Source organism: Streptomyces sp. NPDC018026, from assembly GCF_044327745.1.
In the GTDB taxonomy this organism is placed as follows: Bacteria; Actinomycetota; Actinomycetes; order Streptomycetales; family Streptomycetaceae; genus Streptomyces; species Streptomyces rubrogriseus.
This window is the reverse complement of sequence record NZ_JBIRFY010000002.1, coordinates 628,528-650,747: the sequence shown is the minus strand read 5'-3', so window position 1 is coordinate 650,747 and position 22,220 is coordinate 628,528. Positions and strand designations below refer to the sequence as shown.

At 73.1% G+C, this 22,220-nt stretch carries 18 protein-coding genes; 9 read left to right on the top strand and 9 right to left on the bottom strand.

Annotated features, from left to right (window positions below; translation table 11 throughout):
• Positions 1-15: 15 nt before the first annotated feature.
• The 3 genes from ACH4D3_RS08490 to ACH4D3_RS08480 all read left to right on the top strand — a co-directional run bounded on the left by ACH4D3_RS08490 (position 16) and on the right by ACH4D3_RS08480 (position 5,265).
• Positions 16-1,464 carry an FGGY-family carbohydrate kinase gene (locus ACH4D3_RS08490; protein ID WP_398318059.1) on the top strand — a complete coding sequence of 483 codons (1,449 nt, stop codon included), beginning with the start codon at positions 16-18 and terminating at the stop codon, positions 1,462-1,464.
• A gap of 139 nt (positions 1,465-1,603) precedes the next feature.
• Positions 1,604-3,337, top strand: a complete 1,734-nt coding sequence (locus tag ACH4D3_RS08485) for an ABC transporter ATP-binding protein (RefSeq protein WP_398318056.1) — start codon at positions 1,604-1,606, stop codon at positions 3,335-3,337.
• Entirely contained in the window at positions 3,337-5,265 is a 1,929-nt protein-coding gene (locus tag ACH4D3_RS08480) for an ABC transporter ATP-binding protein (protein ID WP_398318053.1), read from the top strand. Before ACH4D3_RS08485 ends, ACH4D3_RS08480 begins: the two co-directional genes overlap by 1 nt.
• A gap of 90 nt (positions 5,266-5,355) precedes the next feature.
• On the opposite strand, the gene ACH4D3_RS08475 is transcribed toward ACH4D3_RS08480, so the two are convergent.
• The 5 genes from ACH4D3_RS08475 to ACH4D3_RS08455 form a co-directional block, all read right to left on the bottom strand.
• Positions 5,356-6,546 (bottom strand): RNA polymerase sigma factor, encoded by a 1,191-nt coding sequence (locus ACH4D3_RS08475; protein ID WP_398318050.1) that lies wholly within the window; start codon positions 6,544-6,546, stop codon positions 5,356-5,358.
• A gap of 121 nt (positions 6,547-6,667) precedes the next feature.
• Complete coding sequence (dnaG, locus tag ACH4D3_RS08470) at positions 6,668-8,593, bottom strand: DNA primase (RefSeq protein ID WP_398318047.1); 1,926 nt, start codon at positions 8,591-8,593, stop codon at positions 6,668-6,670.
• Positions 8,594-8,622: 29 nt separating this feature from the next.
• Positions 8,623-9,888 (bottom strand): NAD(P)/FAD-dependent oxidoreductase, encoded by a 1,266-nt coding sequence (locus tag ACH4D3_RS08465; protein WP_398318044.1) that lies wholly within the window; start codon positions 9,886-9,888, stop codon positions 8,623-8,625.
• A 140-nt stretch (positions 9,889-10,028) separates the two neighbouring features.
• Positions 10,029-11,303: a deoxyguanosinetriphosphate triphosphohydrolase gene (locus ACH4D3_RS08460; protein WP_398318041.1), complete on the bottom strand. Its 1,275-nt coding sequence runs from the start codon at positions 11,301-11,303 to the stop codon at positions 10,029-10,031.
• Between the two features lie 113 nt (positions 11,304-11,416).
• Entirely contained in the window at positions 11,417-12,205 is a 789-nt protein-coding gene (locus ACH4D3_RS08455; RefSeq protein ID WP_398318038.1) for a sirohydrochlorin chelatase, read from the bottom strand.
• A 165-nt stretch (positions 12,206-12,370) separates the two neighbouring features.
• Between ACH4D3_RS08455 and ACH4D3_RS08450 the strand changes: the two genes are divergently transcribed.
• The 4 genes from ACH4D3_RS08450 to ACH4D3_RS08435 all read left to right on the top strand — a co-directional run bounded on the left by ACH4D3_RS08450 (position 12,371) and on the right by ACH4D3_RS08435 (position 18,131).
• Positions 12,371-13,057, top strand: a complete 687-nt coding sequence (locus ACH4D3_RS08450) for a vancomycin high temperature exclusion protein (protein WP_398318035.1) — start codon at positions 12,371-12,373, stop codon at positions 13,055-13,057.
• Positions 13,058-13,160: 103 nt separating this feature from the next.
• Positions 13,161-15,341 carry a molybdopterin oxidoreductase family protein gene (locus ACH4D3_RS08445; RefSeq protein ID WP_398318032.1) on the top strand — a complete coding sequence of 727 codons (2,181 nt, stop codon included), beginning with the start codon at positions 13,161-13,163 and terminating at the stop codon, positions 15,339-15,341.
• A 128-nt stretch (positions 15,342-15,469) separates the two neighbouring features.
• Positions 15,470-17,113 carry a M4 family metallopeptidase gene (locus ACH4D3_RS08440; protein ID WP_398318030.1) on the top strand — a complete coding sequence of 548 codons (1,644 nt, stop codon included), beginning with the start codon at positions 15,470-15,472 and terminating at the stop codon, positions 17,111-17,113.
• Positions 17,114-17,201: 88 nt separating this feature from the next.
• Positions 17,202-18,131 (top strand): LysR family transcriptional regulator, encoded by a 930-nt coding sequence (locus ACH4D3_RS08435; RefSeq protein WP_398318027.1) that lies wholly within the window; start codon positions 17,202-17,204, stop codon positions 18,129-18,131.
• On the opposite strand, the gene ACH4D3_RS08430 is transcribed toward ACH4D3_RS08435, so the two are convergent.
• The 3 genes from ACH4D3_RS08430 to ACH4D3_RS08420 all read right to left on the bottom strand — a co-directional run bounded on the left by ACH4D3_RS08430 (position 18,080) and on the right by ACH4D3_RS08420 (position 20,386).
• Positions 18,080-18,823 carry an SDR family oxidoreductase gene (locus ACH4D3_RS08430; RefSeq protein WP_398318024.1) on the bottom strand — a complete coding sequence of 248 codons (744 nt, stop codon included), beginning with the start codon at positions 18,821-18,823 and terminating at the stop codon, positions 18,080-18,082. The two genes, ACH4D3_RS08435 and ACH4D3_RS08430, sit on opposite strands and share 52 nt — an antisense overlap.
• A gap of 75 nt (positions 18,824-18,898) precedes the next feature.
• Positions 18,899-19,666, bottom strand: coding sequence for an SDR family oxidoreductase (locus ACH4D3_RS08425; RefSeq protein ID WP_398318021.1), 768 nt, complete (start codon positions 19,664-19,666; stop codon positions 18,899-18,901).
• A gap of 132 nt (positions 19,667-19,798) precedes the next feature.
• A complete protein-coding gene (locus ACH4D3_RS08420; protein WP_398318018.1) occupies positions 19,799-20,386 on the bottom strand; it encodes an NADPH-dependent FMN reductase in 588 nt (195 codons plus the stop codon).
• A 169-nt stretch (positions 20,387-20,555) separates the two neighbouring features.
• Between ACH4D3_RS08420 and ACH4D3_RS08415 the strand changes: the two genes are divergently transcribed.
• Positions 20,556-21,089, top strand: a complete 534-nt coding sequence (locus ACH4D3_RS08415) for a hypothetical protein (protein WP_398318015.1) — start codon at positions 20,556-20,558, stop codon at positions 21,087-21,089.
• A 118-nt stretch (positions 21,090-21,207) separates the two neighbouring features.
• Positions 21,208-21,837, top strand: coding sequence for a class F sortase (locus tag ACH4D3_RS08410; protein ID WP_398318012.1), 630 nt, complete (start codon positions 21,208-21,210; stop codon positions 21,835-21,837).
• On the opposite strand, the gene ACH4D3_RS08405 is transcribed toward ACH4D3_RS08410, so the two are convergent.
• Positions 21,775-22,164, bottom strand: coding sequence for a winged helix-turn-helix transcriptional regulator (locus tag ACH4D3_RS08405; protein ID WP_398318009.1), 390 nt, complete (start codon positions 22,162-22,164; stop codon positions 21,775-21,777). The two genes, ACH4D3_RS08410 and ACH4D3_RS08405, sit on opposite strands and share 63 nt — an antisense overlap.
• Between the last annotated feature and the right edge of the window lie 56 nt (positions 22,165-22,220).

Sequence of the window (22,220 nt, the reverse complement as noted above, 5' to 3'; positions counted from 1 at the left end):
GGCAGAATTTCGGGTATGGGGATAGTCGCCGGGTTGGACAGTTCGCCCGATTTCACTCGTATCGTCGTCTGCGATTCGGACACGGGTGCCGTGCTGCGCCAGGGCTACGCGCCGCACCCGCTGGAGAGCCCCGAGGGCGGGGGCCGGCCCGCGGACGTCGATCCGCAGGCCTGGCTGCTGTCCCTCGGGGAGGCGGCGGGCGGCGGGCTCCTGGAGGGCGTGCAGGCCATCGGCGTGTCGGCGCAGGCCAACTCGGTCGTGCCGCTGGACGCGCAGGGCAACACCGTGCGCCCGGCCATGGTCGGCGGTGACAAGCGCTCCCAGGTCGCGGCGGCCGACCTGATCGACGCGCTCGGCGGGCGTGAGGCGTGGGCGCAGGCCGTGGGTTCGGTGCCGCAGACCGGGCAGCCGGTGACGAAGCTGCGCTGGCTGGCCCGGAGCGAGCCGGAGGCCGCCGCGCGGACCGCCGTACTGCTCCAGGCCCACGACTGGCTGGTGTGGCAGCTGCTCGGGCGGCCGGTCCGGCGGACCACGGACCGGGGCGGGGCGTCGGGCACCGGGTACTGGTCGGCGGCGACCGGCGGATACCGGCCCGACCTGGTCGAGCTGGCGCTCGGGCACCAGGCGATCCTGCCGGAGGTGATCGGCCCGGCCGACGCGGCCGGTACGACGCCGGAGGGGCTGCTGATCTCCGCCGGGACCGGGGAGACCCAGGCCGCCGCCTTCGGGCTCGGGATCGGGCTGGGGGACGCGGTGGTGTCGCTCGGCGCCTCCGGGTCCGTGATGGCCGTGCACACCGAGCCGCTCGTCGACCAGTCCGGGATGATCACCGCTCTCGCGGACGCCACCGGCATGCACCTGCCGGTCGTCACCACGCTGAACGCGGTCCGGGTCCTGCGCGGTACCGCCGAACTGCTCGGCACGGGGGACCTGGAGGGCCTGTCCGAGCTGGCGATGAAGTCGACGCCCGGCGCGCACGGGCTGGTGCTGCTCCCCTACCTGGAGGGCGAGCGGACACCGAACCTGCCGCACACGGCCGGCACGCTGGCCGGGCTCAGGCGCGAGTCGATGCGGCCCGAGCACCTGGCCCGGGCCGCGTTCGAGGGCATGCTGTGCGGTCTCGCCGACGCCCTGGACGTGCTGCGCGGCCGGGGCGTGGACGTGCGGCGGGTGTTCCTGCTGGGTGCGGCGGCCGAGCTGCCGGCCGTGCAGGCGGCGGCGCCCGCGCTGTTCGGGACGCAGGTCGTCGTACCGCAGCCCGCGGACTACGCGGCGATCGGCTCGGCCCGGCAGGCGGCCTGGGCACTGGGCGTCTCCCAGGGCACCCTCGACCCGCGCACTCCCCCGGTCTGGCAGGGCGCGGTGGCGCAGGTGCTGGAGCCGGGCGCGGAGCTGGCGGTGGGGCAGGCGGTGCGCCAGCAGTTCGTGTCGGTGCGCGAGCAGACGCACCCGGGCGCGCTCTGACGCCGGGGCTTACCGCTCGTAGGCCGGAATTTGCCGCGCTCTTGGGTTAATCGGTTGAGGTAACGCGGGTGGAGTGTCCGACGATAGGGGCCAGGGGCAACCAACCGCGGCCCCTGTCGCCGACTCCGAGAGACTCAGTGTGCTCATACGACTACTGCGGACCTATCTCAGGCCCTACAAGAAACCCATCGCCCTGCTGGTGGCGCTGCAGTTCCTGCAGACCTGTGCCTCCCTCTACCTGCCGACCCTGAACGCGGACATCATCGACGACGGCGTCGTGAAGGGTGACTCGGGCTACATCCTGAGCTACGGCGCCCTGATGATCGGCATCTCGCTGGCCCAGGTGGTCTGCAACATCGGTGCGGTCTTCTACGGGGCGCGCACCGCGGCCGCCCTCGGCCGCGACGTGCGCGGTGCCGTCTTCGACCGGGTGCAGTCCTTCTCTGCGCGCGAGGTGGGCCACTTCGGCGCGCCCTCGCTGATCACCCGGACCACCAACGACGTGCAGCAGGTCCAGATGCTGGCCCTGATGACGTTCACGCTGATGGTGTCGGCGCCGATCATGTGCGTGGGCGGCATCGTGATGGCGCTCGGCCTGGACGTGCCGCTGTCCGGCGTACTGCTCGGAGTCGTGCCGGTGCTGGCGATCTGCGTCACGCTGATTGTGCGCAGGCTGCGCCCGCTGTTCCGGAAGATGCAGGTGCGCCTCGACACGGTGAACCGGGTGCTGCGCGAGCAGATCACCGGCAACCGCGTCATCCGCGCCTTCGTGCGCGACGAGTACGAGCAGCAGCGCTTCCGGAAGGCCAACACCGAGCTGACCGAGGTGGCCCTCGGCACCGGCAACCTGCTCGCGCTGATGTTCCCGGTGGTCATGACGGTGGTGAACCTGTCGTCGATCGCGGTGGTGTGGTTCGGCGCCCACCGGATCGACAGCGGCGGGATGCAGATCGGCGACCTGACGGCGTTCCTCGCCTACCTGATGCAGATCGTCATGTCCGTGATGATGGCCACCTTCATGTTCATGATGGTGCCGCGCGCGGAGGTGTGCGCCGAGCGCATCCAGGAGGTCCTGGAGACCGAGAGCAGCGTGGTGCCGCCGGTGGCCCCGGTCACCGAGCTGCGCCGGCACGGGCACCTGGAGATCCGGGAGGCGGGCTTCCGCTACCCCGGTGCCGAGGAGCCGGTGCTCAGGAACATCGCCCTGGTGGCCAAGCCGGGCGAGACGACCGCCGTCATCGGCTCGACCGGCAGCGGCAAGTCGACGCTGCTGGGTCTGGTCCCCCGCCTCTTCGACGCGACCGACGGCGAGGTCCTGGTCGACGGGGTGGACGTGCGCACCGTGGACCCGAAGACGCTGGCCAAGGTGGTGAGCCTGGTGCCGCAGAAGCCGTACCTCTTCGCCGGCACCGTCGCGACCAATCTGCGCTACGGCAATCCGGACGCCACCGACGAGGAGCTGTGGCACGCGCTGGCGGTGGCGCAGGCCAAGGAGTTCGTCTCCGAGCTGGAGGGCGGGCTCGACGCGCCGATCGCACAGGGCGGCACCAATGTGTCGGGCGGTCAGCGCCAGCGCCTCGCGATCGCACGGACGCTGGTCCAGCGCCCGGAGATCTACCTCTTCGACGACTCCTTCTCCGCCCTCGACTACGCCACCGACGCGGCGCTGCGGGCCGAGCTGGCCCGGGAGACCGCCGAGGCGACCGTGGTGATCGTGGCGCAGCGGGTGGCGACCATCCGGGACGCGGACCGGATTGTCGTGCTGGACGAGGGGCGGGTGGTCGGCGTGGGCCGGCACCACGAGCTGATGGCGGACAACGAGACCTACCGGGAGATCGTGCTCTCCCAGCTGACGGAAGCGGAGGCTGCCTGATGGCCGGGCCTGCGGGTCGCATGATGGCCGGGGGCGGCCCCGACCAGCGATCGATGGACTTCAAGGGGTCGAGCAAACGGCTCGTGTCCCAGTTCCGGCCGGAGCGGGCGACGCTGTTCACGCTGCTGGCGTGCGTCGTCGTCAGCGTCGGCCTCAACGTGGTCGGGCCGAAGATCCTCGGCCGGGCCACCGACCTGGTCTTCGCGGGCATCGTCGGCCGGGACATGCCGTCCGGGGCCACGAAGGAGCAGGTCCTGGACAACATGCGCGAGCACGGGGACGGCAACGTCGCCGACATGCTCCGCAGCACGGACTTCACCCCGGGCCAGGGCATCGACTTCGGCGCGGTCGGCGAGGTGCTGCTGCTCGCGCTGGCGACGTTCGCGGTGGCGGGACTGCTGATGGCGGTGGCCACCCGGCTGGTGAACCGGGCGGTGAACCGGACGATGTTCCGGCTGCGCGAGGACGTCCAGACCAAGCTGTCCCGGCTGCCGCTGTCGTACTTCGACAAGCGCCAGCGCGGCGAGGTGCTCAGCCGCGCCACCAACGACATCGACAACATCGGGCAGACGCTCCAGCAGTCGATGGGCCAGCTGATCAACTCGCTGCTCACCATCATCGGCGTGCTGGCGATGATGTTCTACGTCTCCTGGATCCTGGCGCTGGTCGCCCTGGTGACGGTGCCGCTGTCGTTCGTGGTGGCCACCCGGGTGGGCAAGCGGTCGCAGCCGCAGTTCGTGCAGCAGTGGCGCTCGACGGGGCAGCTGAACGCGCACATCGAGGAGATGTACACCGGGCACGCGCTGGTGAAGGTGTTCGGGCGCCAGGAGGAGTCGGCGAAGCAGTTCGCCGAGCAGAACGACGCGCTGTACGAGGCCGGGTTCAAGGCGCAGTTCAACAGCGGGATCATGCAGCCGCTGATGATGTGCGTGTCCAACCTGAACTACGTGCTGGTCGCGGTGGTCGGCGGGCTGCGGGTGGCCTCCGGCCAGCTGTCCATCGGCGACGTGCAGGCCTTCATCCAGTACTCCCGGCAGTTCTCGATGCCGCTGACGCAGGTCGCGTCGATGGCGAACCTGGTGCAGTCGGGCGTGGCGTCGGCGGAGCGGGTCTTCGAGCTGCTGGACGCCGAGGAGCAGTCGGCGGACCCGATCCCGGGCGCCCGGCCCGAGGACCTGCGCGGGCGGGTGGAGCTGGACCACGTGTCCTTCCGCTACGACCCCGAGAAGCCGCTGATCGAGGACCTGTCGCTGAAGGTGGAGCCGGGCCACACGGTCGCCATCGTCGGCCCGACCGGGGCGGGCAAGACGACCCTGGTCAACCTGCTGATGCGGTTCTACGAGGTGTCCGGCGGCCGGATCACCCTGGACGGCGTGGACGTCGCGAAGATGTCCCGGGACGAGCTGCGGGCCGGCATCGGCATGGTGCTCCAGGACACCTGGCTGTTCGGCGGCACCATCGCGGAGAACATCGCCTACGGGGCCTCGCGGGAGGTCACCCGCGGGGAGATCGAGGAGGCCGCGCGGGCCGCGCACGCCGACCGGTTCGTACGGACGCTGCCGGACGGCTACGACACGGTGATCGACGACGAGGGCACGGGGGTGAGCGCGGGTGAGAAGCAGCTGATCACCATCGCGCGGGCGTTCCTGTCCGACCCGGTGATCCTGGTGCTCGACGAGGCGACCTCGTCCGTGGACACGCGGACGGAGGTGCTGATCCAGAAGGCGATGGCGAAGCTGGCGCACGGGCGGACGTCGTTCGTGATCGCGCACCGGCTGTCGACGATCCGGGACGCGGACACGATTTTGGTGATGGAGGACGGGGCGATCGTGGAGCAGGGGGCGCACTCCGAGTTGCTCGCGGCGGATGGTGCGTACGCGCGGCTGTACAAGGCTCAGTTCGCGGAGGCTGTGGCTGAGGTGGGTTAGGCCGTTGCCCGGCGTCGGGGTGCCGCGCCCACCCGTGCCGCCCTGCGGCACGATTGCCCGCGGCTGCGGCGCGACGGCGCACCTCGCGCCTCAGTCCAAATAGCCCCTCAGCTGGTCCGCGTACGCGTGGTCGCGGAGTTTGTTGAGGGTTTTGGATTCGATCTGGCGGATGCGTTCGCGGGTGACGCCGAAGAGGCGGCCTATCTCCTCCAGGGTGCGGGGGCGGCCGTCGGCCAGGCCGTAGCGGAGCTGGACGACCTTGCGTTCGCGTTCGCCGAGGGTGGAGAGCACCGCCTCCAGGTGCTGGCGCAGCAGCAGGAACGCGGCCGACTCGACGGGGCTGGCGGCGTCGCCGTCCTCGATGAGGTCGCCGAGGGCGACGTCCTCCTCCTCGCCGACCGGGGCGTGCAACGACACCGGCTCCTGCGCCAGGCGCAGCACCTCGCCGACGCGTTCGGGCGCCAGGTCCAGGTGGGCGGCGACCTCCTGCGGGGTCGGTTCGTAGCCGCGTTCCTGGAGCATCCGGCGCTGGACGCGGACGACCCGGTTGATCAGCTCCACGACGTGGACGGGGACGCGGATGGTGCGGGCCTGGTCGGCCAGGGCGCGGGACATGGCCTGGCGGATCCACCAGGTGGCGTAGGTGGAGAACTTGTAGCCGCGGGCGTAGTCGAACTTCTCGACGGCGCGGATCAGGCCGAGGTTCCCCTCCTGGACCAGGTCCAGCATGGTCAGGCCACGCCCCACGTACCGCTTGGCGACCGACACCACGAGCCGCAGGTTGGCCTCGATCAGGCGGCGCTTGGCGAGGCGGCCCATGACGACGAGCCGGTCGAGGTCGAGGGCGAGGCGGCTGTCCAGGTCGGGGGTCCGCCGCAGCTTCTCCTCGGCGAACAGTCCGGCCTCCACCCGCCGGGCGAGGTCGACCTCCTCGGCCGCGGACAGCAGCGGGATCCGGCCGATCTCGCGCAGGTACTGCCGGAACAGGTCGGAGGAGGGCCCGCCGGACTCGGTACGGGTGGGCGGCGGCGGTTCCGGGTGCTCGGGCACGTCCGCGGGGGCGCCGGGGTGGGGCAGGGCCGCTCCGGCGCCGGGCTGCGCGGGCATCGCGAGGAGCACACCGCGCTCCGCGTCCGGCTCCGCGCCGCCGGCACCGGTGTCGGTCTGGGTGAGGGTCTGGGTCTGCACGGGGGCGACCTCCAGGATGGACGCGGCCGGCGGGGACCGGCGGCGGTACGTCGGGGGGCGGAGCCGGCTCGCTCGCCGCTGTCCGCCTCGCACGCGTGCACTCAGGTACCGCCCCCCAGTGTGGGGTACGACACATCGCCGCCACGAGGGGCGTGCGGTGACTTTTTGCGTCCGGGGCGTGACCGCACGGTTACCCGCGGGTGTTACCGGGGGTCTAGAGCGCGGCGGCGCCGTGTTCGCGCAGGTTCTGGTCGTACTGCTGGAGGATCCACAGCTCGTTCTGCACGGCGGCCAGTTCGGCGGGGTCGCCGTGGCCGGACAGGCGGGTGAGGCGGCCGGTGATGTCGCGGATGCGGCGCTCGACGGCGCGGCGGCGGACGGTGACCAGCTGGGCGCCCGCGTAGACCTCGTCGACGCCCTTCACGCCGCGGTGCAGCATGATCGCCTCGACCGCGAGTTCGGTGACCATGGCGCGGACGGCGTCGTCGGGGGCGGCCTCGCGGACCCGGACCAGGTAGTCCTGCGGGTCCGGGACGCCGAACTCGGCGCCGCCCGCTTCCATGATCGCCTCGCGTACGGCGGCGTAGGGCGGGGCGGTGAACTCGTCGACGCCGTACGCGTCGAAGGCCGGGGAGACCAGCTCGGGGCGCTGGAGGGCGAGCTTGAGCAGCTCGCGTTCGGTGGCGAAGACCGGGTTGCGAAGGTTGAGGGCCGGGCCCCGGGGGGTGGCCGCCATGGGTCCGCCCTGCTGCTGCGGGCCGCCGCCGCGCTGCCGCTGGTCGGGGGCGGGGCCCTTGCCGCCGCGGTCGCGGGCCCAGCGGGCCAGCTGGGCGATCCGCTTGACCACGAACTGGGTGTCGAGGATGCCGAGCATGCCGGCGAGCTGCACGGCGACCTCGTGCTGGGCGCCGCTGTTCTTGATCCGGGCGACGACCGGCGCGGCCTCGTCCAGGGCGGCGGCGCGACCGGCGGGGGTGTCCAGGTCGTAGCGGGCGACGATCTGGCGCAGCGCGAACTCGAAGAGCGGGGTGCGCGGCTCGGCCAGGTCGGCGACGGCGTCGTCGCCCTTGGCCAGGCGCAGGTCGCAGGGGTCCATGCCGTCGGGGGCGATGGCGATGTAGGTCTCGGCGGCGAACTTCTGGTCGTCCTCGAAGGCGCGCAGGGCCGCCTTCTGTCCGGCCGCGTCGCCGTCGAAGGTGAAGATGACGCGGGCCGAGCCGTTGTCCATCAGCAGCCGGCGCAGGATCTTGATGTGGTCGCCGCCGAAGGCGGTGCCGCAGGTGGCGATGGCCGTCGTCACACCGGCGAGGTGGCAGGCCATGACGTCCGTGTAGCCCTCGACGACGACGGCGCGGGACGCCTTCGCGATGTCCTTCTTGGCGAGGTCGATGCCGTAGAGGACCTGGGACTTCTTGTAGATCGCGGTCTCGGGGGTGTTCAGGTACTTCGGGCCGTTGTCCGCCTCGTAGAGCTTGCGGGCGCCAAAGCCGACGACGTCGCCGCCGATGTCGCGGATGGGCCACATCAGCCGGCCGCGGAAGCGGTCGATGGGGCCGCGGCGGCCCTCCTGGGACAGGCCGGAGAGCAGCAGCTCCTTGTCGCTGAAGCCCTTGCCGCGCAGGAAGCGGGTGAGGTGGTCCCAGCCCTGGGGGCTGTAGCCGACGCCGAAGTGCTCGGCGGCGGCCTGGTCGAAGCCGCGCTCGGCGAGGAAGGCGCGGCCGGTGTCCGCCTCGGGGCCGGTGGCGAGCTGCTCCGCGTACCACTGGGCGGCGATCTTGTGGGCCTCGACCAGGCGGATGCGCTCACCGCGCTGGTGGGAGGGGTTGTACCCGCCCTCCTCGTAGCGCAGGGTGATGCCGGCCTGGCCGGCCAGGCGCTCGACCGCCTCCGAGAAGGTGAGGTGGTCGATCTTCATCACGAACGTGATGGTGTCGCCGCCCTCCTGGCAGCCGAAGCAGTGGAAGAACCCCTTGCTCGGACTGACCTGGAAGGACGGCGACTTCTCGTCGTGGAACGGGCACAGCCCCTTCAGGTTGCCGCCGCCCGCGCCTCGCAGCTGGAGGTACTCCGAGACGACGGCGTCGATCGGGACCGCGTCCCGTACCGCCTTCACGTCCTCGTCGTTGATCCGTCCTGCCACGCGTGAAGTCTACGGGGGCGGACTGACAGCTAGGCGACGAGGCTTTCGAGGGATACGTGCGGATTCGCCAGGGCCTCCGTGTCCACCTGGGACTTCGAGCGGATCAGCTGCTGGATCGGCTCCGTGACGTCCCACACGTTGACGTTCATCCCGGCCAGCACCCGGCCCTCCTTCACCCAGAAGGCGATGAACTCGCGCTTCGCCGCGTCCCCGCGGATCACCACCTGGTCGTAGGACCCGGCCGGCGCCCAGCCGGAGTACTCCATGCCCAGGTCGTACTGGTCGGTGAAGAAGTAGGGCACGCGGTCGTGGGCGAGGCCCTTGCCGAGCATCGCGCGGGCGGCGGCCGGACCGCCGTTCAGGGCGTTGGCCCAGTGCTCCACGCGCAGGCTGGTGTCGAACAGGGCGTGGTGGAAGGAGGCGACGTCACCGGCGGCGTAGACGTCGGGGTCGGAGGTGCGCAGGTGGTCGTCGACGACGATGCCGCCGCCGTGCGCGCGGTCGGCGATCTCCAGCCCGGCGGCCTGGGCGAGCGCGGTGCGCGGGGCGGCGCCGATCGCGGCGAGTACGTCGTGCGCGGGGTGTTCCTCGCCGTCGTCGGTGCGGGCGGCCAGCACCACACCGTCCTGGCCGACGATCTCGGTCAGCTTCACGCCGAAGCGGAAGCGGACGCCGCGCGACTCGTGCAGCTCGGCGAAGACGGCGCCCAGCTCGGGACCGAGGACGCCGTGCAGCGGGGTCGGGGCGGGCTCGATGACGGTGACCTCCGCCCCGTACTCGCGGGCCGCGGCCGCGATCTCCAGGCCGATCCAGCCCGCACCGGCGATCACCAGGTGCCCGTTGTCCCGGCCGAGGGAGGCGAGGACGCCCTTGAGGCGCTCGGCGTGGGCCAGGCGGCGCAGGTGGTGGACGCCCACGAGGCCGGTGCCGGGGACGTCCAGGCGACGGGGCTCGGCGCCGGTGGCGATGAGCAGCTTGTCGTACCTGACATGGGTGCCGTCGTCGCCGTAGTGGACGGTCTTGGCGGCGCGGTCGATCGCGACGACGGTCTGGCCGAGGTGCAGCTCGATGTCGTGCCGCGCGTACCAGGCGGGCTCGTGCACGAAGACGCTGTCGCGCTCCTCCTTGCCCAGGAGGTAGCCCTTGGACAGCGGCGGGCGCTCGTAGGGGTGGTCGCGTTCGTCGCAGACGAGGATCACCCGGCCGGTGAAACCCTCCGTGCGGAGCGTCTCGGCCGCTTTCGCGCCCGCCAGGCCGCCTCCGACGATGACGAATGTCTGATCCGCGTCGACCACTTGTTTGCCTCCTCGTCAGGGTGCCGCCACATGCGAGCGTCCCGCACGTGGCGTGGTGCGGGAAGGGGCAGTGCCCCGATCAGGCCACGGAATGCCGCGATCCGGGCCATGCCTGTGCCATGCCTGTCCCGCCGCCAGTCTCATGGATGCCCCGTCAGGCGGGCGTGAAGCGAACGGGCCGAGGCGTCGGTGAGGGAGGCGATCTGGTCGACGACCACCCGTTTGCGGGCCCGGTCGTCGGCGGCCGCGTCGAACAGCGCGCGGAACTGGGGGTCGAGCCCGTCCGGCGCGCGGGCGGTGAGCGCCTCGGCCAGCTCGGCGACCACGATCCGCTGGTCGGCGCGGAGCCGCTCCTGCTCGGTGCGCTGCATGACGTAGCGGACGGCGACCGCCTTGAGGACGGCGCACTCCATGCGGGTCTCGCGGGGCACGACCAGTTCGGCGGTGTAGCGGGTGAGCCGGCCGCCCCCGTACGCGGCCCGGGTTGCGGCCTCGGCGGCCAGGCAGAAACGGCCGATGAGCTGGCTGGTGGCGTCCTTCAGCCGCGCCTGGGCGGCCGCCGAGCCGTCGTATCCGTGCGGCCACCAGTCCTGGGCGAGGAGGCGGTCGAGGGCGGCGGCGAGTTCGGCGTGGTCGGTGCCGGCGGGCACGTACCGTCCGACGGCGACTTCGAACACGGCCTCGCGCTCGGGGTCGGCGAGCAGGCAGTTCGGGTCGATGTGACCGGCGTGCAGGCCGTCCTCGACGTCGTGCACGGAGTACGCCACGTCGTCGGCCCAGTCCATGACCTGGGCCTCGAAGCAGGTGCGGGCGCCGGGGGCGTCCTCGCGGAGCCACTCGAAGACGGGCCGGTCGTCGTCGTACACCCCGAACTTGGGCGAGGTGGGGGCGGCGGGGTGGGCGCCGCGGGGCCACGGGTACTTGGTGGCGGCGTCGAGGGTGGCGCGGGTGAGGTTGAGCCCGACGGAGCCGTCCTCGGTGAACCGCTTGGGCTCGATGCGGGTGAGGAGCCTGAGCGACTGGGCGTTGCCCTCGAAGCCGCCGCAGTCCTCGGCGAAGGCGTTGAGCGCCTGTTCCCCGTTGTGCCCGAAGGGCGGGTGGCCCAGGTCGTGCGCGAGGCAGGCCGCCTCTACCAGGTCCGGGTCGCACCCGAGGGCGGCGCCCAGCTCCCGGCCGACCTGGGCGCACTCCAGGGAGTGCGTGAGGCGGGTACGGGGGCTGGCGTCCCAGAGGGGGCTGCCCTCCCCCGGCGCGACGACCTGCGTCTTCCCGGCGAGGCGGCGCAGCGCGGCGGAGTGCAGGATGCGGGCGCGGTCGCGCTGGAAGGCGGTGCGACCGGGGCGTTTGTCGGGCTCGGGGGCGTAGCGGGCCACTGACGTGGGGTCGTACGGGGCGGGGGGTGCGGTGCCTTCCATGTCGTGAACAGTATGCGGAAGGTGTGACAGGTGGGGGGCCTACTCGTCTGCCGGATGCGGTTGTCGGGCGAGTGCGGCTTGCGTCGTGGCTTGTCGCGCGGTTCCCCGCGCCCCTAGGGGGTTGCCAGTGCCCGGCGTTTCATGGCGCCGTCCTTCATCAGCGTTTCGTCGTAGCGGTGGAGCAGCAGGCGGGCCATCGACGGGTGGGTGCCCAGGGGGGCGGAGGCGATCCACGGGGCCGCTGCCGTGCACTCGGTCGCGAAGCGGCCCGGGGCCGTGAAGCAGGAGGCGACGGCCACCCGGCGGTGGCCCCGGGCAGTCAAGGCGCGTACCGCCTCCGGGACCGTCGGGGTCGCCGCCGAGGCGTACGCCGGGACAACCGGGACGCCGAGGCGGGCGGCGAGGGCGTCCGCGGTGCGGGCGGTGTCGGCCCGGGACTCCGGGTCCCGGGAGCCCGCCGAGGCGAGGACGACGGCGTGGTCCGGGCCCGGGTGGGTGGGCCAGCCGGCCTCGGTGAGGCGGGCGTGCAGGGCGTTCACCAGGAGGGGGTGCGGGCCGAGCGGGGCGGCCACGCGGGTGCGGGCCGGGGAGGCGGCGGCCATGTCGGGGATGTCCCGTTTGACGTGGTGGCCGCGGCTGAGCAGGAGCGGGACGAGGACCGCCGCCCCGTCGCCGAGGGCGGTGAGGGTGTCCGGGAGCAGGGGCTCGTTCAGCTCGACGTGGCCGAGGTGCACCGGCAGGGCGGGGCGCAGGGCGCGGACCCGGTCGAGGAGGGCCCGTACGGTGCTCAGCGCGCGCGGGTCGCGGCTGCCGTGGGCGACGACGACCAGGGCGGGGGTGCCGCCGGTGGCCGCTGCGGTCCTGCTGCTCGTCGCTGTCGTCGCCACTGTCGTCGCCGTCATGCTCCGAGGGTGGCGGCCGGATATTGCCTCCCCGTTGCGTGGGTGTCACGGGGATTTTCCGTCGGTTCACACGGCGCCGGACCGTCCGTGTGAGCGGTCGGCGAACCGGACGGACTCCCCGGGCGTCCCTGGTGGCAGGAACCGACCGGGGAGGGACCGTCCGAGATGCGCCGCCCGAGACTTCGCAGACCGCGCCTGCCGCGCACCCTCAAGGGGCGGCGGCGGCTGGTGCGGGCCGTGATGGCCGGGTGCGTGCTGGCGCTGCTGCCGAGCGCGTGGCTGCACCTGGTCACCGACGACCGGCTGCGCACCGCCGCCGACGTGCCGCGCACCGAGGTCGCGGTCGTCTTCGGGGCCGGGCTGTGGGACGGGGAGCCGTCGCCGTACCTCGCGCACCGGCTGGACGCGGCGGCGCGGCTGTACCGGGCGGGGCGGATCGAGGTGGTGCTGGTGACCGGGGACAACAGCCGCGAGGAGTACGACGAGCCCGACGCCATGCGCGCCTACCTGGTCCGGCACGGGGTGCCCGACGGGCGGATCGTGAGCGACTACGCGGGGTTCGACACCTGGGACTCCTGCGTCCGGGCGAAGAAGATCTTCGGCGTCGACCGGGCGGTGCTGATCAGCCAGGGCTTCCACATCCGCCGGGCGGTCGCGCTGTGCCAGGAGGCGGGGGTGGCGTCGTACGGCGTCGGGGTCGACGACGAGCACGACGTGACCTGGTACTACGGGGGCGCCCGGGAGATCCTCGCGGCGGGCAAGGCGGCGCTGGACGCGGTGTTCGAGCCGGATCCGCACTTCCTCGGGCCGAGGGAGCCGGGGGTGGCGCGGGCCCTGGCCGACGCCGGATGACGCCTCCCTCACCGCGGCCCGGCGGGGGCGGGGAGGTCGCCGTCCCCGCCGTGTAACAGGGCGCCGCCCGGTCGCGTAACACGGCAGCCGCAGGCTGGGCGGCATGCAGAACACCGGCACGCGCAACCCCGCCATCACCACCCCCACGCACTGCCCGTACTGCGCCCTGCAGTGCGGGATGAATCTGACGCCCGTCGAGGGCGGGACCGTCGAGGTGTCCGAGCGGACGGACTTCCCGGTGAACCGGGGCGCGCTGTGCGGCAAGGGGCGTACGGCGGCGGCGGTGCTGGCGCCGGGGGCACGGCTGACCTCGCCGCTGGTGCGGTCGGGCGACGGCGCGCTGGTGCCGGCCGGCTGGGACGAGGCGCTGGACCGGATCGCCGGGAACCTGGAGCGCACGCGGGCGCGGTACGGCGCGGACGCGCTCGGGGTGTTCGGCGGCGGCGGGCTGACCAACGAGAAGGCGTACGCGCTGGGCAAGTTCGCCCGGGTCGTGCTGGGCACCTCGCAGATCGACTACAACGGGCGGTTCTGCATGTCGTCGGCCGCGGCGGCCGGGACGCTGGCCTTCGGGCTCGACCGGGGGCTGCCGTTCCCGCTGGAGGACGTCCCGAGGACCGGGTGCGTGATCCTCGTGGGGTCGAATCCGGCGGAGACGATGCCGCCCTCGCTGCGCTACTTCACCGAGCTGCGGGAGAACGGCGGCACCCTGATCGTCGTCGACCCGCGCCGGACGAAGACCGCCGAGCAGGCCGACCTGCACCTCGCGCCCCGGCCCGGGACCGACCTCGCCCTCGCGCTGGGCATGCTGCACCTGGTGGTCGCCGAGGGCCGGGTCGACGAGGCGTACGTCGAGGAGCGCACGTCCGGCTGGGAGGAGGCGCGGGCGGCGGCGATGGCGCACTGGCCGGAGTACGTGGAGCGGATCACGGGGGTGTCCGTCCCCGAACTCCGGGAGGCGGTACGGCTGTTCTGTGCGCCCGAGGCGGCGATGGTGCTCACCGCGCGCGGACCCGAGCAGCAGGCCAAGGGCACGGACACGGTGGGCGCGTGGATCAACCTGTGCCTGGCGACCGGGCGGGCCGGGCGGCCTCTGTCCGGGTACGGCTGCCTGACCGGGCAGGGCAACGGGCAGGGCGGGCGCGAACACGGGCAGAAGGCCGACCAGTTGCCGGGCTACCGCAAGCTGACCGACCCGGCGGCCCGGCGGCACGTGGCCGAGGTGTGGGGCGTGGACCCCGACGCGCTGCCGGGGCCGGGGCGCAGCGCGTACGAGCTGCTGGACGCGCTGGGGACGGACGTCAGGTCGCTGCTGGTGATGGGGTCCAACCCGGTCGTGTCCGCGCCCCGGGCCGCGCACGTCGAGGAGCGGCTGCGGTCGCTGGACTTCCTGGCGGTGTGCGACGTGGTGCTCTCCGAGACGGCGGAACTCGCGGACGTCGTACTGCCGGTGACCCAGTGGGCGGAGGAGACGGGTACCACGACAAGCCTGGAGGGGCGGGTGCTGCTGCGGCGGCGCGCGATCACGCCGCCGGACGGGGTGCGCGGCGATCTGGAGGTGCTGCACGGGCTGGCCGGGCGGCTCGGCGTGGAGAAGGGGTTCCCGACCGATCCCGAGGAGGTCTTCGAGGAGCTGCGGCGGGCGAGCGCGGGCGGCCCGGCGGACTACTCCGGGATCGGCTACCGGCGGCTGGCGGAGGAGAACGGCGTCTTCTGGCCCTGCCCGGCACAACCGGCGGCCGACGGCACGCACACTGCCGACACCAACACCAACACCAACACCAACACCGGTGCCGGTACCGGCCTCCGCGCCGCGCCCCACCCCGGTACCCCGCGCCTCTTCCTCGACCGCTTCGCCACCGCCGACGGGCGGGCCCGCTTCGCGCCCGTCACGCACCGGCCGAGCGCCGAGGAGCCGGACGACGAGTACCCCGTGCTGCTGACCACCGGGCGGGTCGTGTCGCAGTACCAGTCCGGGGCGCAGACCCGGCGGGTGGCCGAGCTGAACGCCGCCGCGCCCGGCCCGTTCGTGGAGCTGCACCCGCGGCTGGCGGCACGGCTGGGGGCGGCCGAGGGCGACCCGCTGGCGGTCGTGTCCCGGCGGGGGCGGGCGGTGGCACCGGCCCGCATCACCACCGGCATCCGGCCCGACACCGTGTTCATGCCCTTCCACTGGCCCGGCGAGGGCCGCGCCAACACCCTGACCAACCCGGCCCTGGACCCGGCCTCGCGGATGCCGGAGTTCAAGGTGTGCGCGGTGCGGGTGGAAACGGTGACGCCCTAGCGGCGTCATCCTCTCCTCTCATGATCTCCACGTGAGCGCTATGGACATGTCATGTCCCGGATCCTTGAATCCGAGTCAGCACCAGCGCCCGCAGGCGCGCCGAGAGCGCGCCCGTCCCGAGGAGATCGATGAGCCGAATACGGCACGTCAGGGGTTCCCGTCTCGCCCTGGCCGGTACCGCCGCCACCACCGCGACCCTGCTGATCGCAGCCCTCGCCCCCGGCGCCGCGGCGGCCGGCCGACCCGCCCGCGCCACCGCCCTCGACCACGCCGCGGCCGCCCTGTCGGAGCACGCCGCCGCCCTGGGCCTGACGGACGATCAGGACACCGAGGTCCGCGACGTCATCGTCGACGAGGACGGCACCCAGCACGTCCGCTACGACCGCACCTACCGCGAACTTCCCGTCCTGGGCGGCGACTTCGTCGTCCACCTCGCCCCCGACGGCGGCTTCCGCGGCGCCGACCGCGCGACGGACACCCCGCTCTCCCTGCCCACCGTCACGCCGAAGCTGTCGGCACCGAAGGCCGCCGACCTGGCCTCGAACGCGTTGCGCGCGGCCAATCCGGGCGAGCTGCTCAAGAAGCTCACCGCCCGGCCCGAGCTGGTCGTCGACGCCCTGCACGGCACCCCGAGGCTGGCCTGGCGGACCGACGCGGCGGCGCTGGACTCCCTCGGCAACCCGGTCGCGCGCACCGTGCTGACCGACGCGGGCACGGGCGCCCGCATCGACGCCTGGGACACCGTCGAGTCGGCGTCCGGCGACGGGAAGTCGCTGTACGGGGGCACGGTGCCGCTGGAGACGACGCCGTCCGGGTCGTCGTACCGGCTCCAGGACCCGACGCGCGGCGGCACGTACACGGGTGACGCGGAGAACCGGACCGACCTGTGCCTCCTCACCGTCTGCCTGGTGCGGGCGCCCGCGACGCCGTTCACCGACGCCGACAACCACTGGGGCACGGGGACCGCGGACGACCGCGCCTCGGCCGCGGTGGACGCGCAGTACGGTACGGACGCCACCTGGGACTACTACGAGGACATGCACGGGCGCAGCGGCATCGCGGGCGACGGCAAGGGTTCGTACAACCGCGTGCACTACGGCACCAAGTACAACAACGCCTTCTGGGACGACGGTTGCTTCTGCATGACGTACGGCGACGGTGACGGGACGACCTTCGGGCCGCTGGTCTCGCTGGACGTCGCCGGGCACGAGATGTCGCACGGGGTGACGTCCAAGACGGCGGCGCTGACGTACTCGGGCGAGTCCGGCGGCCTGAACGAGGCGACCTCGGACATCTTCGGCACGCTCGTGGAGTGGCACGCGGACAACTCCGCCGACCCCGGGGACTACAGAATCGGCGAGAAAGTGGTCCGGGACGGCTTCGGCCGGGACGCCCTGCGCTACCTGGACCGGCCGAGCCGGGACGGCAGCTCGGCCGACTGCTGGAGCACCTCGCTGGGCGACCTGGACGTCCACTACTCCTCCGGCGTCGCCAACCACTTCGCCTATCTGCTGGCCGAGGGCAGCGGTGCGCGGACCGTGGGCGGCGTGGCGTACGACTCCCCGACCTGCGACGGGTCCACGGTCTCCGGCATCGGCCGGGACAAGCTGGGCGACATCTGGTACCGGGCGCTGACGGTGTACATGACCTCGTCCACCGACTACGCGGGCGCCCGCGCCGCCACCCTGAGCGCGGCCGGTGACCTGTACGGCACCGACAGCGCCGAGTACGCCGCGGTCGGCGCGGCCTGGAGCGCGGTGTACGTCGACTGACCCCGACTGATCTTCGGTCGTCCGGCGCCCGTCCCGCCCGCGCTCACTTACGCTTGCGACGAGAGCACGAACGACGGGACGGGAGCCGATGAGCCTGCGGCAGTTCGAGTACGCCCTGGCCGTCGCCGAGGAGGGCTCGGTGACGGCCGCGGCCGAGGCGCTGCGCGTCGCCCAGCCCTCGGTGTCCCAGCAGATCCGCGGTCTGGAGCGGGACCTCGGTGTGGAGCTGTTCTCCCGCACCCCGACCGGTCTGGTGCCCACCGTGGCCGGTCGCGCCTTCCTGCGGGACGCGGAGATCGCGGTGAACGCGGCGCGCCGGGCGCGGGCGACGGCGCGGGCCGGCTCCGAGGAGCTGGCGGGCGAGCTGGTGGTCGCGGTGCAGATGGGCCTGGGCACGCGGCAGCTGCCGGGCGCCCTGAGCGCGCTGCGCCGCCGCTTCCCGCGCCTGGAGGTCACCGTCTTCGAGGAGCCGAACCCGACCGAGCTGGAGCGGCTGGCCCGCGGCGGCGTGCTGGACCTCGCCATCATGGCCGGACCGTGCAACGAGGGCCTGTACGACGGCCACCACCTCGGCGACGAGGAGTTCGTCGTGGTGCTGGCGGCCGGGCACCCGCAGCTCGCCGCGGACCGGGTCGCGCTGCGGGACCTGGAGCGGGAGCCGTGGGTGCGGTTCGACCCGGCCAGCGCGCTCGACGGCGTCCTGGTGGACGTGCTGCGGGAGAACGGGCTGGCCCCGACCACCGTCGCCCGGGTCTCCCAGACGGCGACGGCCGTGCGCTGGGCCGCCCACGGCCTCGGGGTGACCTTCGTCCCGGCCTCCGCGGTGCCCCCCGGTCACGAGCACCTGGTGCGCCCGGTGTCCCCGGCCGTGTCCCAGCCCGTGGTCGCCGCGGTCCGGCCCGGCGCGGGCCCGGCGGAGACGGCGCTGCTGGAGTTCCTGCGCCAGGAGACCTGGTACCGGTTCACTCAGAGCTGGGTGGCACCGCCGTCCACGGCCAGCTCGGCGCCGGTCGTGTAGGTGGCGTCGAAGGCGAGGAAGGCGGCGGCCCGGGCGATCTCCTCGGGGGTGCCGAAGCGCCGCATGGGGTTGTCCGCGACCCGTTCCGCCTTGAACCGCTCGGCCTCCTCGGCGGTCATCGCCGCGTCCAGGGCCCCGGTGTCGACGGGGCCCGGACTGACCGCGTTGACCCGGATGCCGCGGGGCAGCAGCTCGCGGGAGAAGCTGCGGGCCATCGAGCGCAGCGCCGCCTTCCCGGCCGCGTAGACGCTGGTGTCCGCCAGGCCGACGACATTGGCGACCGAGGTGGTGAGGACGACACCGGCGCCCGTGTTCAGCAGCGGGGCGAGCTTCTGCACGGTGAACCAGGCGCCCTTGACGTTGATCGCGAACAGCTCGTCGTACGCCTCCTCGGTCGTCGAGTCGAGCGGCGTGAGGGTCGCGATGCCCGCGTTGACGAACAGAGCGTCGACCGTGCCCAGTTCGGCCTTCACCCGGTCGGTGAGGGCGTCCAGGTCCGGCAATGAGGCCACGTCGCCCCGGACGGCCACCGCGTTCTCGCCGAGCCGCTCCCGCGCGGCGTCGAGCGTGGTCTGCGAACGACCGGTGATCACCACCCGGGCGCCGTCGGCCACCAGCAGTTCCGCCATCGCGAGACCCATGCCGCTGCCGCCACCCGTGATCACGGCATTCCTGTTGCTGTACTGACCCATTTCCGAATCCCTTTTCCGCAGGATTTCCAGCTTCACTTTTTTCAGCTGCACTTTCCGGCTCCACCCCTTTGGAGGTCAGCCCCTGGGATATTCCCCGCCGTCCACCGCGAGGCTGGTTCCGGTCACCCAGCCCGCGCGGTCGGACACCAGGAACAGCACCGCGTGGGCGATGTCGTCGGGCAGGCCGTCGCGCCCCAGCGGGGCGGTGCCGCTCGGGGCCGGTCCGGCGTCGAGGCGCGCCCAGTGCTCCCGGGTCTCCTCTCCGCCGGGGGTGGAGGTCCGGCCGGGACTGACGGTGTTGACCCGGACGCCGGAGGGGGCCAGCGTCGCGGCCAGCCCGGCGCTGTAGTTGTCCAGCGCCGCCTTCGCCGCCTGGTAGTGCAGGAACGGGGGTGCGGGGGGAGCTACCGCGGCGGAGGAGATGTGCACGATCGCCCCCGAGCGCCGTTCCCGCATGCCCGGTACCAGCAGCGAGTTCAGCCGGACCGAGGCGAGGAGGTTGAGGTGCAGGGTGTCCAGCCACTCCTCGTCGGGGATGACCAGGCCGTCCTTGTGGGGCCGTGCCCCGCCCGCGTTGTGGACCAGGATGTCCACCCCGCCCAGCGCCTCGCGCGCGGCCCCGGCGAGCGCCTGTGCCCCGGCGAGGGTCCGCACGTCCGCCTGCACGAAGCGCGCCCCCTCCGGCGCGGGGACCGTCGCCGACCTGGCGGTCGTGACCACCTCGGCGCCGGCGTCCAGGAGCCCGCGGACGATCGCCGCTCCGATTCCGCGCGTGCCGCCGGTGACCAGGGCCCGCTTTCCTACGAGTTCCTTGTTCTCCGACGCGTTTTCCTGCACGGCCATGGCATTTTCCCTTTCGCCTTCGCATGATGACTCCCACACGGTAGGTCCGGAAATCGAAGGGAGGCAAAGACGAAATTGCAGCGGCTGCCATAGGAAGCTCCTATGGCAGCCGGGCGGTGTTTCCGTGACGTCTCACGCGCCGTCGTAGGGGCGCTTCTCCTTCGCCTCCCGCAGGGCCCGGCCCCACCACACCAGCTGGTCGAGCATCGTCTTGGCCGCCGCGTCCGGACCGGACGGGTCCCTGAGCCTGCCCTCGTCGTCGAAGGACGCGTCCGCGTTGTGGAAGGAGACGGTGTCGCGGACGGTGACGGCGTGGAGTTCGGCGAAGACCTGGCGCAGGTGCTCGGCGGCCCGCAGGCCGCCGGCCAGACCGCCGTAGGAGACCAGGCCGACGGGCTTGGCCCGCCACTCGGTGAAGTGCCAGTCGATGACGTTCTTCAGACCCGCCGGGAAGGAGTGGTTGTACTCGGGGGTCAGCACGACGAACGCGTCGGAGTCCGCCAGTTTCGGGGTGATCTCCGCCAGTGCGGCGGTCGCTTCCGGGGTCGGGGCGAAGGTCGTGGGCAGCTCGGTCCCGGCGACGTCCACCACCTCGGGGACCAGGTCGTCGTGGGCCCGGAGGTGGTCCAGGAGCCAGTCGGCGACGACGGGGCCGAAGCGGCCGTGGCGGTTGCTGCCGACGAGCAGGGTCACGCGCAGCGGCGCGGTCGTTGTGGTCATGCGGGCGAGCCTGGCACCTCAAGTTTGCTTGAGGTCAATCCGCGGCCCGGGCCACCGGGCCCGTTCGGCGGCACCGGTCACCCGTTCACACCCGCCCGGGGAGCGGGCCGGGGCCGGTGCGCCTTTCCTCGGTAGGGCAGGGGCCACCGAAGAGCTCAAAGGAGCACCGATGCGACGTACCGCCCGCCTGCTGACCGGTACCGCGCTCGCCGCCGCGGCCGTCGGTCTGACCACCGCGGCCCCGGTGTACGCCGGGGAGACCGTCGGCACCGGGGGTCTGACGGTGTATCCGGCCTCGGTCGTGCCGGGCGAGCGGGCCGAGGTGACGACCGCGGCCTGCGGGGAGGGCGGCTCGGCGGCGGGTGACGCGAGCGCGGTCGGCGCGGGCGCGTTCCCGCTGGCGCCGGGCACCGGCGAGGGGGAGGCGACCGGCCGCTTCGAGGTGCCGCCGAGCGCGCAGCCGGGGACGTACGAGATCGTCGCGACCTGTGGGGACGATCAGCGGCGGGTGACGGGCGACCTGGTGGTCACGCTGTCCTCGGCCGCCGAGCAGGTGTACCCCAGAGGAAGCGTGAAGACGGGGGTCGGCGGCGCTCTTGGCCCCGATCCCGTGCAGACCGCGGCCGGTGTGGCGGCTCTCGCCGTCGCCGCCGCGGGCGGTACCTGGCTCCTGCATCGCCGGGCGAGAGGCGACGGGATCTGACGGGCACCCTCCGCTGCCCGTCCGCCGGTACCGCACTTCCCCACCCCCTCCGGGTCCGACGCCCCTCGCGGCCCGGAGGGGGCCGGGGGTCCCAGGGATCCGAGGGAGAGGGGACGTCATGCGCAGGGTCAAGGACACCGCGATAGCGGCCGTCACCGCCGTCGCCCTCTGCTCGGGGGCGTGGCTGCTGCTCGGCGGCGCCCGCACCGACGCCCCGCCGCAGCCGTCGGCCGCGCAGGCCCGCACCGAGCGGCCCGGGCCGGCCGACCGGGGCGCCGCCGCACCGGCGCTGCCGCCCTCCCCGCCGGACCGCGTCCGCATCCCGGCGATCGGCGTGGATGCCCCGCTCACCGGCCTGGGCCTGACCGGCACCGGCAGCCTGGACGTGCCGCCCGCCGGGAAGAAGAACCTCGCCGGCTGGTACGAGGCGGGCACCACCCCCGGCGAGAAGGGCACCGCGATCGTCGCCGGGCACGTCGACAACGCCGAGGGGCCCGCCGTCTTCTACCGCCTCGGCGCCCTGGAGAAGGGCTCGGCGATCGAGATCGACCGGCGCGACGGGGGCGTCGCCGTCTTCACCGTGGACGCGGTGGAGGTCTACGCTGCCGACGCCTTCCCCGACGAGAAGGTCTACGGCGCCGCCGACCGCCCCGAACTGCGCGTCATCACCTGCGGCGGCCCCTACTCACGCAGTACCGGATACCAGGGCAACGTGGTCGTCTTCGCCCACCTGACCGGGAGCCGGTGACGCGTTCAGCACGTGCTGCCTGCCCCACGCGCCGAGCGGCACCAGCGCCTCGTTGAGGGCGACGCCCCGGGCGGTCAGCGAGTACTCCACGCGGGGCGGCACCTCGCCGTACTCCTCGCGGTGCACGATGCCGTCCGCCTCCAGCTCCCGCAGCTGCGCGGCGAGCACCTTCTCGGTGACGCCCGGCAGCGCGCGGCGCAGCGCGCCGAAGCGGTACACGCCCTCACCGAGGGCCCAGAGGATCAGTACCTTCCATTTCCCGCCGATCACGTCGATCGCCGCGTCGACCCCGCAGTGGTACGCCCCCGGCCGCCGTGCGCTCCCCATACCCGTCACCCCGTCCCTGCCCGCTGCCTGCACGCTTCCGCCGGGGTAACCACCCA